At 69.4% G+C, this 14,271-nt stretch carries 8 protein-coding genes and 1 tRNA gene; 6 read left to right on the top strand and 3 right to left on the bottom strand.

Going from position 1 to position 14,271, the window contains the following annotated elements:
• Position 1: 1 nt before the first annotated feature.
• Positions 2 to 88 (bottom strand) — tRNA-Leu (locus AC07NG_RS03630).
• A gap of 142 nt (positions 89 to 230) precedes the next feature.
• Here AC07NG_RS03630 and AC07NG_RS03625 point away from each other — a divergent pair.
• Together AC07NG_RS03625 and AC07NG_RS03620 are read left to right on the top strand one after the other, a co-directional pair.
• Positions 231 to 1,202, top strand: coding sequence for a complex I NDUFA9 subunit family protein (locus AC07NG_RS03625; protein ID WP_492854237.1), 972 nt, complete (start codon positions 231 to 233; stop codon positions 1,200 to 1,202).
• 52 nt (positions 1,203 to 1,254) lie between these two features.
• The gene (locus AC07NG_RS03620) at positions 1,255 to 1,509 is read left to right on the top strand and encodes a hypothetical protein (protein WP_492854236.1); all 255 of its coding nucleotides are present in this window, start codon (positions 1,255 to 1,257) and stop codon (positions 1,507 to 1,509) included.
• Positions 1,510 to 1,588: 79 nt separating this feature from the next.
• Here AC07NG_RS03620 and AC07NG_RS03615 read toward each other — a convergent pair whose 3' ends face one another.
• Entirely contained in the window at positions 1,589 to 2,398 is an 810-nt protein-coding gene (locus AC07NG_RS03615) for an undecaprenyl-diphosphate phosphatase (RefSeq protein WP_487288953.1), read from the bottom strand.
• 244 nt (positions 2,399 to 2,642) lie between these two features.
• Between AC07NG_RS03615 and AC07NG_RS03610 the strand changes: the two genes are divergently transcribed.
• Both AC07NG_RS03610 and gltB read left to right on the top strand, forming a co-directional pair.
• Complete coding sequence (locus AC07NG_RS03610; RefSeq protein ID WP_494592244.1) at positions 2,643 to 4,088, top strand: NAD(P)-dependent oxidoreductase; 1,446 nt, start codon at positions 2,643 to 2,645, stop codon at positions 4,086 to 4,088.
• A gap of 18 nt (positions 4,089 to 4,106) precedes the next feature.
• Positions 4,107 to 8,630, top strand: a complete 4,524-nt coding sequence (gltB, locus tag AC07NG_RS03605) for a glutamate synthase large subunit (protein WP_494592242.1) — start codon at positions 4,107 to 4,109, stop codon at positions 8,628 to 8,630.
• Positions 8,631 to 8,891: 261 nt separating this feature from the next.
• Here gltB and AC07NG_RS03600 read toward each other — a convergent pair whose 3' ends face one another.
• Complete coding sequence (locus AC07NG_RS03600) at positions 8,892 to 10,031, bottom strand: citrate synthase family protein (RefSeq protein WP_494592240.1); 1,140 nt, start codon at positions 10,029 to 10,031, stop codon at positions 8,892 to 8,894.
• Positions 10,032 to 10,108: 77 nt separating this feature from the next.
• Between AC07NG_RS03600 and AC07NG_RS03595 the strand changes: the two genes are divergently transcribed.
• Positions 10,109 to 11,203 (top strand): citrate synthase/methylcitrate synthase, encoded by a 1,095-nt coding sequence (locus AC07NG_RS03595; RefSeq protein WP_494592238.1) that lies wholly within the window; start codon positions 10,109 to 10,111, stop codon positions 11,201 to 11,203.
• 139 nt (positions 11,204 to 11,342) lie between these two features.
• Positions 11,343 to 14,231 (top strand): TonB-dependent receptor domain-containing protein, encoded by a 2,889-nt coding sequence (locus tag AC07NG_RS03590; RefSeq protein WP_494592337.1) that lies wholly within the window; start codon positions 11,343 to 11,345, stop codon positions 14,229 to 14,231.
• Positions 14,232 to 14,271: the final 40 nt, after the last annotated feature.

Raw genomic sequence — 14,271 nt, 5'->3', positions numbered from 1 at the left:
GTGGTGCCCAGGAGAGGACTCGAACCTCCACGACCTTTCGGTCACTGGCACCTGAAGCCAGCGCGTCTACCAATTCCGCCACCTGGGCCCGCGGCGCAACCCGTTGGGCCGCTGCGAGGGCCGGACGTTTATGCAAAGGTTCTGACGGCGTCAATCGCATTTCTCACTTTTCTTGCGAACATCCCCAGGCTCGTCTAATCCCCCCTTCATCGCAGCGACGAGGAATGAAGATGCAGGGTCTGGTCACGGTGTTCGGCGGCTCGGGCTTCGTAGGAAGCCAGGTGGTGCGCGCCCTCGCCAAGGCGGGCTATCGCGTACGCGTAGCCGTGCGTCAGCCCAATCTGGCCTATCGCATGCGCATGCTGGGCGATGTCGGTCAGATCGAGGTCTTCCAGGCCAATGTGCGCAACGAGGCCTCGGTGGCCCGCGCGCTGGACGGCGCCGAGGCGGCCGTGAACCTGGTGGGCGTGCTTTGGGAAAGCGGCCGCCAGCAGTTCCAATCGCTGCACGCCATGGGCGCCAAGATCGTGGCCGAGCAGGCCGCGGCCGCCGGCGTCAAGCGCCTGGTGCAGGTCTCGGCCATCGGCGCCGACGCCGAGTCGGGCAGCAAGTACGCCCGCACCAAGGCCGAGGGCGAAGCCGCCGTCCGCGCCGCCTTCCCGACCGCCACGATCGTGCGGCCGTCGGTGGTGTTCGGCCCCGAGGACAAGTTCTTCAACAAGTTCGGCCAGCTGGCCGCTCTGGCGCCCGCCCTGCCGCTGGTCGGCGGCGGCCACACCAAGTTCCAGCCGGTGTTCGTCGGCGACGTCGCCGCCGCGATCGCCAAGATCATCGCCACGCCGGGCGCGGCGGGCCAGACCTTCGAGCTGGGCGGCCCCACCGTCTACAGCTTCAAGGAACTGCTGGAGTTCGTGCTGACCGAGACCGGCCGCGCCCGCGTGCTGGCGCCCCTGCCCTGGCCGCTGGCCGGCGTGGTGGGCAAGCTGGGCGACATCCAGGCCTCGCTGCTGCCGCTGGCCCCGCCGCTGACCACCGACCAGGTGGCCCTGCTGAAGGCCGGCGACAATGTCGTCACGCCGGGCGCCAAGGGCCTGGCCGACCTGGGCGTGGTTCCCACCGCCGTCGAGGCCGTGGTGCCGTCCTACCTCTATCGCTACCGCAAGGGCGGCCAGTACGCCCCGACCCCGGCCGGCGCGTTCTGATCTGATGGCGACGCGGCGGACACGGATCATCCTGTCCGTCGCGGCCGCCATTGTGACGCTGCCTGCTTTCTGGGTCGCCCGCTATAGCTGGGCGAGCCAAGTCGAGGTCGAAACGCTGCGAGCCTCCGGCTATGGCGAGTTCACGACGCGGGGCGTCTTCACGTCACCTTGCCGCGCCAGCGAAGCCGCCAGCGCCTTCCTGGCCCAAGGCCCCGGCCACCCCGAGACCAAGGGCTATCTCTGCACCCCGCTGATCGGCCCCACGCGGATTCTCCCCGCACCATCGGCCCCGATCGACTGGGACTGACCGCCGGGTCGAATGCCGAAACAGAAAACCCCGCGCCGGTCGCCCGACGCGGGGTTTTCTCTGACCCAAGCCCTTCGGGTCAGCGCGGGAAGTAGATGAACGCCAGGCCGGCGATACCGGCGGCGATGCGCCACCAGGCGAACGGGGCGAAGCCGCGCTTGCCGATGAAGTCGATCATGTACTTCACCACCACCAGGCCCGACAGGAACGAGACCACGAAGCCGATGGCGATGATCCCCGCCTGGCTGGCGTCGATATCCTTGTAGCTCTTGATCAGGTCCAGGCCGAAGGCGCCGACCATGATCGGAATGGCCATGAAGAACGAGAACTCGGCGGCCGCCTTGCGCTCGACCCCCAGCAGCATCGAGCCGACGATGGTCGAGCCCGAGCGCGACACGCCCGGCAGCAGCGACAGGCACTGGAACAGGCCGATGAAGAAGGCGGTCTTCAAAGACAGCTTCATGCCGTCGTGCTCGCGGGCCGGCGGGGCCTTCTTGTCGACGATCAGCAGCAGGATCCCGCCGATGATCAGCGAGACGCAGATCACCTGCGGCAGGAACGGGTTCTCGAAGAAGTGCTTGATGACGCCGTGCAGGGCCAGGCCCGCGGCGAAGGCCGGGATGCAGCCGATGATGACGCTGAGCGCGAACCGCCGCGCCTCCGGCTTGGTCGGCAGGCCGACGACCACGCCCCACAGGCGCTGGAAGTAGAGCGCCACCACCGCCAGCACGGCGCCCAGCTGGATCAGCACGACGAAGGTGTCCCACGGGGTGGCGGGCAGCATCATCGCCTTGGCCGCCAGCAGCAGATGCCCGGTCGACGAGACGGGAATGAACTCCGTCAGGCCCTCGATCAGGCCCAGCACGATCGCGATCAGCCAATCCGGCATGTCATTCCCTTGTGAAACAAGCTCTTGCGAGCGGAAATGGGCGTGCGCCCGACACGGTAAAAAAAGGGTTTATCCATAAAGTGGACTATTTGAGGGCATAGATGCGAGTCGATCGCAATACCCATGGCGGCATCACGGATATATTTGTCCCAAGATTTGACCACCGCATTCTTATTGCCCGGGAGAGTCCGTATGAGGCCCTCGCAAGCAAATTTTTCCCCGGCATCGGGGGCGAGGGAAGCGCATGGCCGAGCGCATGTTGAAATTCACGACCGTCTCGCGTCGCACGCCTGAAAAGCGGGCGGCCGAAGAGCGTAACGGCGACTTTCACGAGATCTACGCCGACTTCATCGACGCCAAAGCGACCGAGCAGGCCTCGCGTTGCTCGCAATGCGGCGTGCCCTACTGCCAAACCCACTGCCCGCTGCACAACAACATCCCCGACTGGTTGCGGATGACCGCCGAAGGCCGGCTGGAAGAAGCCTACGCCCTGTCGCAGGCCACTAATTCCATGCCCGAGGTCTGCGGTCGGATCTGCCCGCAGGACCGCCTCTGCGAAGGCAACTGCGTCATAGAGCAGTCGGGTCACGGCACCGTGACGATCGGCTCGGTCGAACGCTACCTGACCGACAAGGCCTGGGAGAACGGCTGGGTGAAGCCGCTGGTCGCCAAGGCCGACCGCGGCCAGTCGGTCGGCATCGTCGGCGCCGGCCCCGCGGGCCTGGCCGCCGCCGAGAAGCTGCGCGAGGACGGCTACGCCGTCACCGTCTACGACCGTCACGACCGCGCCGGCGGCCTGCTGATCTACGGCATCCCCGGTTTCAAGCTGGAGAAGGACGTCGTCGAGCGCCGCACCCAGCGCCTGGCCGACGGCGGCGTGGTGTTCAAGCTCGGCTTCGAAGTCGGCAAGGACGCCAGCCTGGAAGACCTGCGCGCCGAGCATGACGCGGTGCTGATCGCTGTCGGCGTCTATGCCGCGCGCGACCTGACCGTGCCCGGCGGCGGCGACAAGGGCGTGGTGCCCGCGCTCGACTACCTGATCGCCTCCAACAAGAAGACCCTGGGCGACGACGTCCCGGCCTATGACAGCGGCGAGCTGAACGCCGAGGGCAAGGACGTGGTCGTGGTCGGCGGCGGCGACACCGCCATGGACTGCGTGCGCACGGCCATCCGCCAGGGCGCGACCTCGGTCACCTGCCTCTATCGCCGCGACAAGGCCAACATGCCCGGCTCCCTCCGGGAAGTGTCGAACGCGGAAGAAGAAGGCGTCACCTTCGAGTGGCTGGCCGCCCCGCGCGCCCTGTCGGGCGACGCCAACGCGGTGACCGGCGTGCGCGCCATCCGCATGCGCCTGGGCGCGCCTGACGCCTCGGGCCGTCGCAGCCCCGAGGAGATCCCCGGCGGCGACTTCGACCGTCCGGCCCAGCTGGTGGTCAAGGCCCTGGGCTTCGAGCCGGAGAACCTGCCGGAACTGTGGGGCGCTCCCGACCTGAAGACCACCCGCTGGGGCACGGTCAAGGCGGACGTGCGCCACCAGATGACCAATCTCGACGGCGTGTTCGCCGCCGGCGACATCGTCCGCGGCGCCTCGCTGGTGGTGTGGGCGATCAAGGACGGCCGCGACGCCGCAGCCGCCATGCACCGCTACCTGAAGGCCAAGGCGGCCGCGACCCTGATCGCGGCTGAGTAAGAGGAAAGAGATCAGACCATGAGCCAGATCGACCTCTATCTGAAGAACCGCCAGGCCCTCATCGACGGCCACGCCTACGACCCGACCACCGAGCGCGACGCCTGCGGCGTCGGCCTGGTCTGCGCCATCGACGGCAAGCCGCGCCGCGAGGTCGTCGAACTGGCGATCAAGGCCCTCAAGGCCCTGTGGCACCGCGGGGCGGTGGACGCCGACGGCAAGACCGGCGACGGCGCCGGCGTGCTGGTCAGCGTTCCGCAGGACTTCTTCATCGACCAGGTGCGCCGCACCGGCCACGCCCTGCGTCCCGGCCCGATCGGCGTGGGCCAGGTGTTCCTGCCGCGCACCGATCTGGGCGCCCAAGAAGCCTGCCGCACGATCGTCGAGGCCGAAGCCCTGCGCTTTGGCTTCTACATCTATGGCTGGCGCCAGGTGCCGGTCGACACCTCGGTGATCGGCGAGAAGGCCAACGCCACCCGTCCGGAAATCGAGCAGATCATGCTGGCCCCGCCGGCCGGCCTTGAGGGCGAGGCCCTGGAACGCGCCCTGTTCCTGTGCCGCAAGCGCATCGAAAAGCGCGTGCACGCCCAGAACATCACCGACTTCTACATCTGCTCGTTCTCGGCCCGCTCGCTGATCTACAAGGGCATGTTCCTGGCCGAGTCGATCGACGAGTTCTATCCGGACCTGAAGGACGAGCGCTTCGCCGCCGCCGTGGCGATCTTCCACCAGCGCTACTCGACCAACACCTTCCCGCAGTGGCGCCTGGCCCAGCCCTTCCGGATGCTCGCCCACAACGGCGAGATCAACACGATCAAGGGCAACATCAACTGGATGAAGTCCCACGAGATCAAGATGGCGGCCGACGCCTTCGGTGAGTTCGGGGACGACGTGAAGCCGGTGATCCAGCCGGGCGGTTCGGACTCGGCCAGCCTGGACAACACCTTCGAGGTGCTGGTCCGCGCCGGCCGCGACGCGCCGATGGCCAAGGCCCTGCTGGTGCCGGAAGCCAGCAACCCGAACCAGAGCGAAGAGCACAAGGCGCTCTATTCCTACTGCAACGCCGTGATGGAGCCGTGGGACGGTCCGGCCGCCCTGTGCGCCACCGACGGCCGCTGGGTCGTGGCCGGCAAGGACCGCTCGGGCCTGCGCCCGCTGCGCGTGGCGTACACCGACGATGGTTTGGTGATCATGGGCTCGGAAGCCGGCATGTGCGGCGTCGAGGAAAGCCGCATCACCCGCAAGCTGGCCATCGCGCCGGGCCGGATGATCGCCATCGACCTGGCCGAGGGCAAGCTCTACGGCGAGGACGAGATCGTCGACGAACTGGCCGGCCGCCACCCCTACACCGAGTGGCTGGGCAACATGGTCGATCTCGAAAAGGAGATCGCGCCCGGTCCGGAGCCGCGCAAGTTCGGCCGCGAGGAGCTGACCCGTCGCCAGGCCGCCGCCGGCTTCAGCCTGGAAGACCTGGAGATGATCCTCGCCCCCATGGTCGAGGACGGCAAGGAAGCCGTCGGCTCGATGGGCGACGACACCCCGCTGGCCGTGCTGTCGGAGAAGTACCGTCCGCTGTCGCACTATTTCCGCCAGAACTTCAGCCAGGTGACCAACCCGCCGATCGACCCCCTGCGGGAGACCGGCGTCATGAGCCTGAAGACCCGCTTCAAGAACCTCGGCAACATCCTGGCCCAGGACGCGGCTCAGGCCGACGTCTACGTGCTGGAAAGCCCGGTGCTGACCACCGGCATGTACATCCGCATCCACGAGCTGCTGGGTGAGAAGAACGTCGCGGTCATCGACTGCACCATGCCGCTGCCGGCGCAAGAGGCCCGCGCGGGCGACGCCCTGCGCGCCAACCTCGACCGCATCCGCGCCGAGGCCGAGGACGCCGTCCTGCGCGGCTGCGGCGCCATCGTCCTGACCGACGAGGCCAGCGATGCGACCCGCGTCGGCCTGCCGATGATCCTGGCCACCGGCGGCGTGCACGCGCACCTGGTCGGCAAGGGCCTGCGGTCGTACGTCTCGCTGGTCGTCCGCTCGGCCGAGTGCCTCGACACGCACTATTTCGCGGTGCTGGTCGGCGTCGGCGCCACGGCGGTCAACGCCTATCTGGCGCAGGAAAGCTTCCAGGACCGCCTGGAGCGCGGCCTGATCGGCGACAAGTCGCTGCGCGACGTCTGCATCAACTTCAAGACGTCCATCGAGGGCGGCCTGCTGAAGATCATCTCCAAGATGGGCATCAGCGTCATCTCGTCGTACCGCGGCGGCTACAACTTCGAAGCCGTCGGCCTGTCGCGCGCCCTGGCCGCCGAGTTCTTCCCCGGCATGCCCTCGCGCATCTCGGGCATCGGCCTGGCCGGTATCGAGACCAAAACCGTCGAGCTGCACCGCAAGGCCTGGGAGAGCGCGGCCGTCACCCTGCCGGTCGGCGGCCTCTACAAGTCGCGCCGCTCGGGAGAGGCCCACGCCTTCGAAGCCCGCCTGATGCACACCCTGCAGACGGCGTGCGACACCGGCGACTACGAGCTCTATCGCCGCTGGTCCTCGGGCCTGCGCACCCAGAAGCCGATCCAGCTGCGCGACCTGCTGGACTGGCGCTCGGACCGCAACCCGATCTCGACCGACGACGTCGAAAGCGTCAACGAGATCCGCAAGCGCTTCGTCACCCCGGGCATGAGCCTGGGCGCCCTGAGCCCCGAGGCCCACGGCGCGCTGAACATCGCCATGAACCGCATCGGGGCCAAGTCGGTCTCGGGCGAGGGCGGCGAGGACAGCGCCCGCTACAAGCCCCTGCCCAACGGCGACAACCCCAACAGCGCCATCAAGCAGGTCGCCTCGGGCCGGTTCGGCGTCACCGCCGAATATCTGAACCAGTGCGTCGAGCTGGAGATCAAGGTCGCCCAAGGCGCCAAGCCGGGTGAAGGCGGGCAGCTGCCCGGCTTCAAGGTCACCGAGATGATCGCCCGTCTGCGTCACTCCACCCCCGGCGTGATGCTGATCAGCCCGCCGCCGCACCACGACATCTATTCGATCGAGGACCTGGCCCAGCTCATCTACGACCTGAAGCAGATCAACCCGATCGCCCGGGTCACGGTGAAGCTGGTCGCGGCCACCGGCATCGGCGCCATCGCCGCCGGTGTCGCCAAGGCGAAAGCGGACGTGATCCTGGTCGCCGGCGGCGTCGGCGGCACGGGCGCCTCGCCCCAGACCTCGGTGAAGTACGCCGGCGGTCCGTGGGAGATGGGCCTGTCGGAAGCCAACCAGGTGCTGACGCTGAACAACCTGCGCCACTCCGTCGTCCTGCGGGCCGACGGCGGCATGCGCACGGGCCGCGACATCGTCATCGCCGCCATGATGGGCGCCGAGGAGTTCGGCATCGGCACCGCCTCGCTGGTGGCGATGGGCTGCATCATGGTGCGCCAGTGCCACTCCAACACCTGCCCGGTCGGCGTGTGCACCCAGGACGAAAAGCTGCGCGCCAAGTTCACCGGCACGCCGGACAAGGTCGTCAACCTCTTCACCTTCGTGGCCGAGGAAGTGCGCGAAATCCTGGCCGGCCTGGGCTTCCGATCCTTGCAGGAAATCGTCGGCCGCACCGACCTGCTGGCGCAGGTTTCGCGCGGCGGCGAGCACCTCGACGACCTCGACCTGAACCCGCTGCTGGTTCGCGCCGACCCCGGCGCCAACAAGCCGTACAACACGGTCGTCGGCCGCAACGCGGTGCCGGACACGCTGGACGCCCAGATCGTCCGCGACGCCGCTCCCCTGCTGGAGCGGGGCGAGAAGATGCAGCTGACCTACACGGTCCGCAGCACGGCGCGCACCATCGGCACCCGCACCTCGAGCCACATCGTCCGCAAGTTCGGCATGAAGGGGCTGCCCGCCGGCCACCTGACCGTCCAGCTCAAGGGCTCGGCCGGCCAGAGCCTGGGCGCCTTCGCGGTGCAGGGCCTGCGCATCGAGCTGACCGGCGAGGCCAACGACTATGTCGGCAAGGGCCTGTCGGGCGCCACGATCGTCATCAAGCCGCCGCGCGGCCTGGCGGCGCCGGAGACCAACACCCTGCTCGGCAACACCGTGCTGTTCGGCGCCACCGCGGGCCGGCTGTTCGCGGCGGGCCAGGCCGGCGAGCGCTTCGCCGTCCGCAACTCGGGCGCCACCACGGTGGTCGAGGGCTGCGGGACCAACGGCTGCGAATACATGACCGGCGGCCAGGTGGTGATCTTGGGTCCGACGGGCGGCAACTTCGGGGCCGGCATGACCGGCGGCATGGCCTTCGTGTTCGACCAGCACGACCGCTTCCAGGCCAACATCAACCCCGAAAGCATCATCGTCCAGCGCCTGGCCTCGCCCTATTGGGAAGGCGTGCTGCGCTCGCTGATCGCCGAGCACGCCCGCGAGACGGACTCGGCCTTCGCCGAGAGCCTGCTGCGCGACTGGGACCGCGTCCGCGACCTCTTCTGGCAGGTCTGCCCGAAGGAAATGATCAACCGCCTGCCGCAACCGCTGGCGGCCGAGGAAGCGGCGCCCGTGCGGGCCTAAAGCCGGCTCGCCCAAGAGATCCGTCGCCTTCTTCCGGGGCGACGGCGGGCGGCGCGCCTCCCAGCCCGCCGCACGACGAGGGGAACGCTCCGGCCCGAGCGTTCCCCTTTGTCGTTTGTGGGTGTGCTGGAAGAGGCGCGGGCTTCGCCCTTTCCGTAAAACCCCCGCGAAAGCGGGGGCCCAGGCGTTTTATCGTCGAGCACCGCGCGTTTCAGAAAAAGCCTGGGTCCCCGCTTTCGCGGGGATTTTACGGGGATAGGATCACCCCTCTACGCCCACATACCGCGCCCGAGGCCGGATCAGCCGCCCCGTCTTCGACTGCTCCAGCGCATGGGCCAGCCAGCCCGCCGTGCGGCCGACCGCGAACAGGGCGAAGGGGGCGTCGTCGGGGAGTTTCAGGGTCCGGGCCAGGGCGACCAAAGCAAAGTCGATATTGGCCGCCTGGCCGGTCGCCCCGACCACCGCCGCGTGCAGAGCGGCCATGTCGGGCGACGGATCGAAGGCCGCCAGCAGCGCCGCCGCGCGTGGGTCGCCGTCGGGATAGAGCGGATGGCCAAAGCCCGGCAGCGGCGCGCCCTGGTCGAGGCGGACGGCGACGGCGGCCTCGGCGCCTTCCCGCTTGGCCTCGTTGGCAAGGGCCTCGACGCGGGCGGCCATGCCGCCGTGCAACGGCCCCGACAGGGCCGACAACCCCGCCAAGGCCGAAGCCGCCAGCGACGCGCCGGTCGAGGCCGCCACCCGGGCGGCGAAGGTCGAGGCGTTGAGTTCGTGGTCGGCCAGCAGCACCAGCGCCCGACGCACCAGGTCGCCGCCGGCCGCGTCCAGCCCCCAGGCGGCGGCCAAGCGCTGATGGATCAGGCCATCGCCCGCGCCGCCCGCCACGGCGTCGGCGACGAGGTCGAGCAGGCCCGCCGCCTCCTGGGCCAGCATCAGCGGCGCGCGGCCCCGGGCCGGGCGATCCTCGCCGGCCCGTGCGGCCAGGTCGGCGAACAGCCGGGCGCGGATGGTCGGGGCCTGGCTGGGCGCATGGGTGGAGACGGCCGCCTCGGCCGCGTCGTCGCGCAGCAGCCGGCCGACGGTCTCGAAGCTTTCGGTCCGCGCCAGCTCGGCGGCGTCGCGGCCGCGATACCACAGCCGCCCCGCCCGTACGGTGGTGATGGCCGAGGCCAGCACCGGCTCGCCCCAGGCGATGGCCTCGGCGGCGACGTCGGCGGCCTTGCGGCCCCGGGCCTTTCGCTTGGCCAGGCTCGCCACGTCAGAGGCGCGATAGAGGCTGCGGCGCGGATCCTCGGGATGGGCGTGGGCCTCGATCCGGCCCCGGCTGACATAGGCGTACAGCGTCTGGGCCCGCACGCCGAGCCGCGCCATCGCCTGGTCCGCATCGAGCCAATCGTCCGCCATGGATATTGATTATATTGATCAAGATTGACGATCAAGCCGCTCGGACGATGATCGGGCCTCGAAAGGAGACCTCAGTCATGGTCCAAGTTTCCGCCGGCCTCGAAGGCGTGATCGCCGCCGCCACCGTGCTTTCCGATGTCGACGGCCAGGCCGGCCGCCTGACGATCCGCGGCTGGGCCGTCGAGGACCTGGCCGGCCGCGCCCGCTTCGAGGACGCCGCCCACCTGTTGTTCGACGGCTTCTTCGACGACCTGCCGACCGACCTGGCCCCGGCCCTGGGCGCGGCGCGCGTGCGGGCCTTCGCCGAGGTCGCCGCGCTGGACGAGGCCCTGGCCGCCCGCGATCCCTACGACGCCATGCGCGCCCTGCTGGCCCGCCTGCCCGACGGCGAGACCCTGCACGACGCCCTGGCCCTGGCCGCCGCCCCCGCCGTGTTCACCGCCGCCGTCCTGCGTCGCCAGGGCGGCGAGGCGCCCGTCGCGCCCGACCCGTCCCTGCCCCATGCGGCGGACTTTCTGCGGATGATCCGGGGAACGCCCGCCACCGAGGGCGAAGCCCGGGCGCTGGACGCCTATCTGGTCACGGTCTGCGACCACGGCCTCAACGCCTCGACCTTCGCCGCCCGGGTGGCGGCCTCGACGCGGGCGGGCCTGGGCTCGGCGGTGCTGGCCGGGCTCTCGACCCTCAAGGGTCCGCTGCACGGCGGCGCGCCCGGGCCGGTGATCGATATGCTCGACGCCATCGGCACCGCAGACAACGCCACCCCCTGGCTGGAGACCGCGCTCGACGCCGGCGAGCGGCTGATGGGCTTCGGCCACCGGGTCTATCGCGTCCGCGATCCCCGCGCCGACGCCCTGAAGGCGGCGCTGGCCCGGCTGTCGCGCACCGCCGGCGCCCTGCCCGGCCGCCTCGCCCTGGCCGAGGCGGTGGAACGGGCGGCGCTCGACATCCTGCGCCGGCGCAAGCCCGACCGGCCGCTGGAGACCAATGTCGAGTTCTACACCGCCCTGCTGCTCGAAGCGCTGGGCTTCCCGCCCAAGGCCTTCACCTGCGTGTTCGCCGCCGGACGCACCGTGGGCTGGCTGGCCCACGCCCGCGAGCAGCAGGCCGGCGGCAAACTGATCCGTCCCCAGTCGATCTATGTCGGCCCTCGGCCCAAGGCGGCGGCATGAGGGCGCAGCCAAACCGCGCACGATTGTTGCGAAAGACACACAAAGCCGCGAAACGACGTATCGCCGTTCGACGAACTTGACACATTTTTGACCGCCGATTCACCTTCTGCGCGAGCGAATCCACGACTCAACCTTGACCGTGGGGATATCGCTGCTGGAAGGGCACGGCATGAACCGCATCGGCCAAGGACTTCTTTCGCTATTCCTGACTTCCGTCGCCGCCGCGCCCGTCGCGGCGGCCGCCCAGACCCCGGACGACAACAGCGTCGAGGCGGTGGTCGTCACCGGCTCGCGCATCCGGGTCAGCCCGCTCGACAAGAGCCAGGCCGTCTTCCAGATCGGCCAGGACGACATCGCCAAGACCGGCCTGACCTCGATCGTCGACGTGCTGCAGCGCGTGCCGGCCGCCGGCGGCGGCCTCAATTCCAAGTTCAACAACTCCGGCAACTTCGGCAATCCGCCCGACGGCGGCGGGGTGGGCGCGGGCTCGGCCGAGCTCGACCTACGCTATCTCGGCTCGCGCCGGGTGCTGGTGCTGGTCGACGGCCAGCGCTGGGTCGGCGGGGCCGCGGCCTCGGGCGTGCCCGGCGTGGTGGACCTCAACACCATCCCCAACGCCATGATCCGCAACGTCGAGATCCTGCAGGAAGGCGCCTCGCCGATCTACGGTTCGGACGCCATCGCCGGGGTGGTCAACATCCTGACCCGCGAGCGCCAGCAGGGCCTGGAGCTGTCGGCCCAGGTCGGCGGCTACGGCGAGGGCGACGGCTTCGCCCAGGACTACAACATCTCGTGGGGGGCCACCGAGGACAAGACCAGCATCGTCGTCGGCGGCGGCTACTTCAAGCAGAAGAGCGTCATGTCGGCCGACCGCGACATCTCGCTGTTCCCCAGCCCCTTCTCGACCTCGTGCCTGGACGGCGGCTGTTCGTCGGGCACGCCGCTGGGCCGGTTCATCGTCAGCGACCCCAACACCGGCAATGACCTGGACCTGACCCTGAAGGCCGCCCTCGCCGCCGGCGTGCGCCCCACCTACAACCCGCTGGATCCCACCGGCGCGTCGAGCAGCTTCAAGAACTTCACCACCGCCGACCGCTTCAACTTCCAGCCCTACAACTACATCGTCACACCGTCGGAACGGGTCAGCCTGTTCGGGACCGTGACCCACGACTTCACCGACAGCGTCAAGCTGAAGGTCCGCGCCAGCTACGTGCAGCGCAAGTCGGCCAACCAGGCGGCCCCCCTGCCGCTGTTCGTCGGCCCCGACGCCGGCAACGGCAACCTGCTCGACACGGTCTCGGTCGACGCCACCAACCCCTACAATCCGTTCGGCTTCACCCTGACCAGCGGCACCTACGCCTTCGTCGGCCGCCGCCTGATCGAGGCCGGGCCGCGCCACTACGCCCAGACGGTCGACACCTGGAACGTCAACGCCAGCCTGTCGGGCGACCTGAAGCTGGGCGAGAAGACCTGGTACTGGGACGTCAACGCCACCGCCTCGCGCAACCACGCCGAACAGAGCTTCACCGGCAACGTCAACGCCGCCCGCGTGCAGCAGGCCCTGGGTCCGTTGTCGGGCTGCACCGGCTCGTGCGTGCCGCTCAACATCTTCGGCGGGGTCGGTTCGATCACCTCGGAGATGCTGGGCTTCATCGGCTTCACCCAGCAGGACGTCTCGCAGCAGGAACTGCACGACTTCACCGCCAACCTGACCGGCGACCTCTTCGCCCTGCCGGCCGGGCCGCTGGCCTTCGCCGCCGGCTACGAGCATCGCGAGACCAAGGGCTACTTCCAGCCCGACGCCGTGGTCGCCGCCGGCCTGTCGGCCGACATCCCGGCCCAGCCCGCCAAGGGCGAGATCAAGGTCGACGAGGCCTATCTCGAACTGCGCGCGCCGCTGCTGGCCGACCTGCCGCTGGTGCATCGCCTGGAGGTCTCGGCCGCCGGGCGCTGGTTCGACTATTCCACCTCGGGCCGGGACTCGATCTACAAGGCCGGCGTCAACTGGCGGCCGGCCGAGGACCTGCTGGTCCGCGCCTCCTGGGGCCAGGGCTTCCGGGCCCCGTCGATCGGCGAGCTGTTCGGCGCGGCCTCGCGCTTCGACCAGGAGATCACCGATCCCTGCTCGGACATGCTGGGCCTGTCGGGCGGAACCCCGGCCAGCGCCACCGTCCGCGCCAACTGCATCGCCGCCGGCGTGCCGGCCAGCGGCAGCTACGTGCAGCTCAATCCGCAGCTGTCGGTGATCACCAGCGGCAACAACGCCCTCAAGCCCGAGACCAGCGAGAGCAAGAACGTCAGCATCGTCTGGGAGCCCAAGGCGCTGAAGGACGCCAGCTGGGCCAGCAACGGCTCGATCGAGCTGGCCTATTCCGACATCGAGCTGGACTCGGCGATCCAGGCGCTCTCGGGCGAAAGCCTGCTGGCCCGCTGCGCCGAGCTGGCCGACAGCCTGGCCTGCTCGACCATCACCCGCACGGCTTCTGGCCAGGTGGCGGCGATCACCAATCCGCTGATCAACATCGGCGGCATCCAGACCCGGGCCATCGACCTGAACGTCCTGTGGTCCTCGCCGACCTACGACTTCGGGCGCCTGTCGCTGCGCTCCTATTCGACCTTCCTGCTCGAATATACCGAGATCGTGCCCACCGCGACGGGCTTCACCGAGATCCCGCGCGAAGGCACCGAGCGCGGCAGCCCCGACCAGGCCTTCCCCAAGACCAAGACCACCTTCACCGTCGACTGGGACCACAAGGCCTGGGGCGCCAGCGCCTCGGCCCGCTACCTGTCGTCGGTCAAGGAGACGGCGGCGGCCGACAACAAGCTGGCCTCGCGCACCTATATCGACGCCCAGCTGCGCTGGAAGCCCGCGTTCCTGGGCGAGACCACCGCGGTCGCCTTCGGGGTCAACAACCTGTTCGACAAGGACCCGCCGGGCTGCATCAGCTGCGGCCTCAACAACTACGACCCCAACGCCTATGACGCGCCGGGGCGCTACTTCTACTTCCGCCTGACCTACCGCCAATAGGGACAGGCGGGGACTGACCTTGGGCGCGGTCGTGTTACAG

Source organism: Caulobacter sp. GW821-FHT10C03, assembly GCF_059415485.1.
This window is presented reverse-complemented; position numbering and strand designations above follow the sequence as displayed.

What these genes read in the sequence shown, in the direction of transcription:
- AC07NG_RS03625 (WP_492854237.1), top strand. Translation starts at nt 231, where the DNA reads ATGCAGGGTCTGGTCACGGTGTTCGGCGGCTCGGGCTTCGTAGGAAGC.
- AC07NG_RS03615 (WP_487288953.1), bottom strand. Translation starts at nt 2,398, where the DNA reads ATGCCGGATTGGCTGATCGCGATCGTGCTGGGCCTGATCGAGGGCCTG.
- AC07NG_RS03610 (WP_494592244.1), top strand. Translation starts at nt 2,643, where the DNA reads ATGGCCGAGCGCATGTTGAAATTCACGACCGTCTCGCGTCGCACGCCT.
- gltB (WP_494592242.1), top strand. Translation starts at nt 4,107, where the DNA reads ATGAGCCAGATCGACCTCTATCTGAAGAACCGCCAGGCCCTCATCGAC.
- AC07NG_RS03600 (WP_494592240.1), bottom strand. Translation starts at nt 10,031, where the DNA reads ATGGCGGACGATTGGCTCGATGCGGACCAGGCGATGGCGCGGCTCGGC.
- AC07NG_RS03595 (WP_494592238.1), top strand. Translation starts at nt 10,109, where the DNA reads ATGGTCCAAGTTTCCGCCGGCCTCGAAGGCGTGATCGCCGCCGCCACC.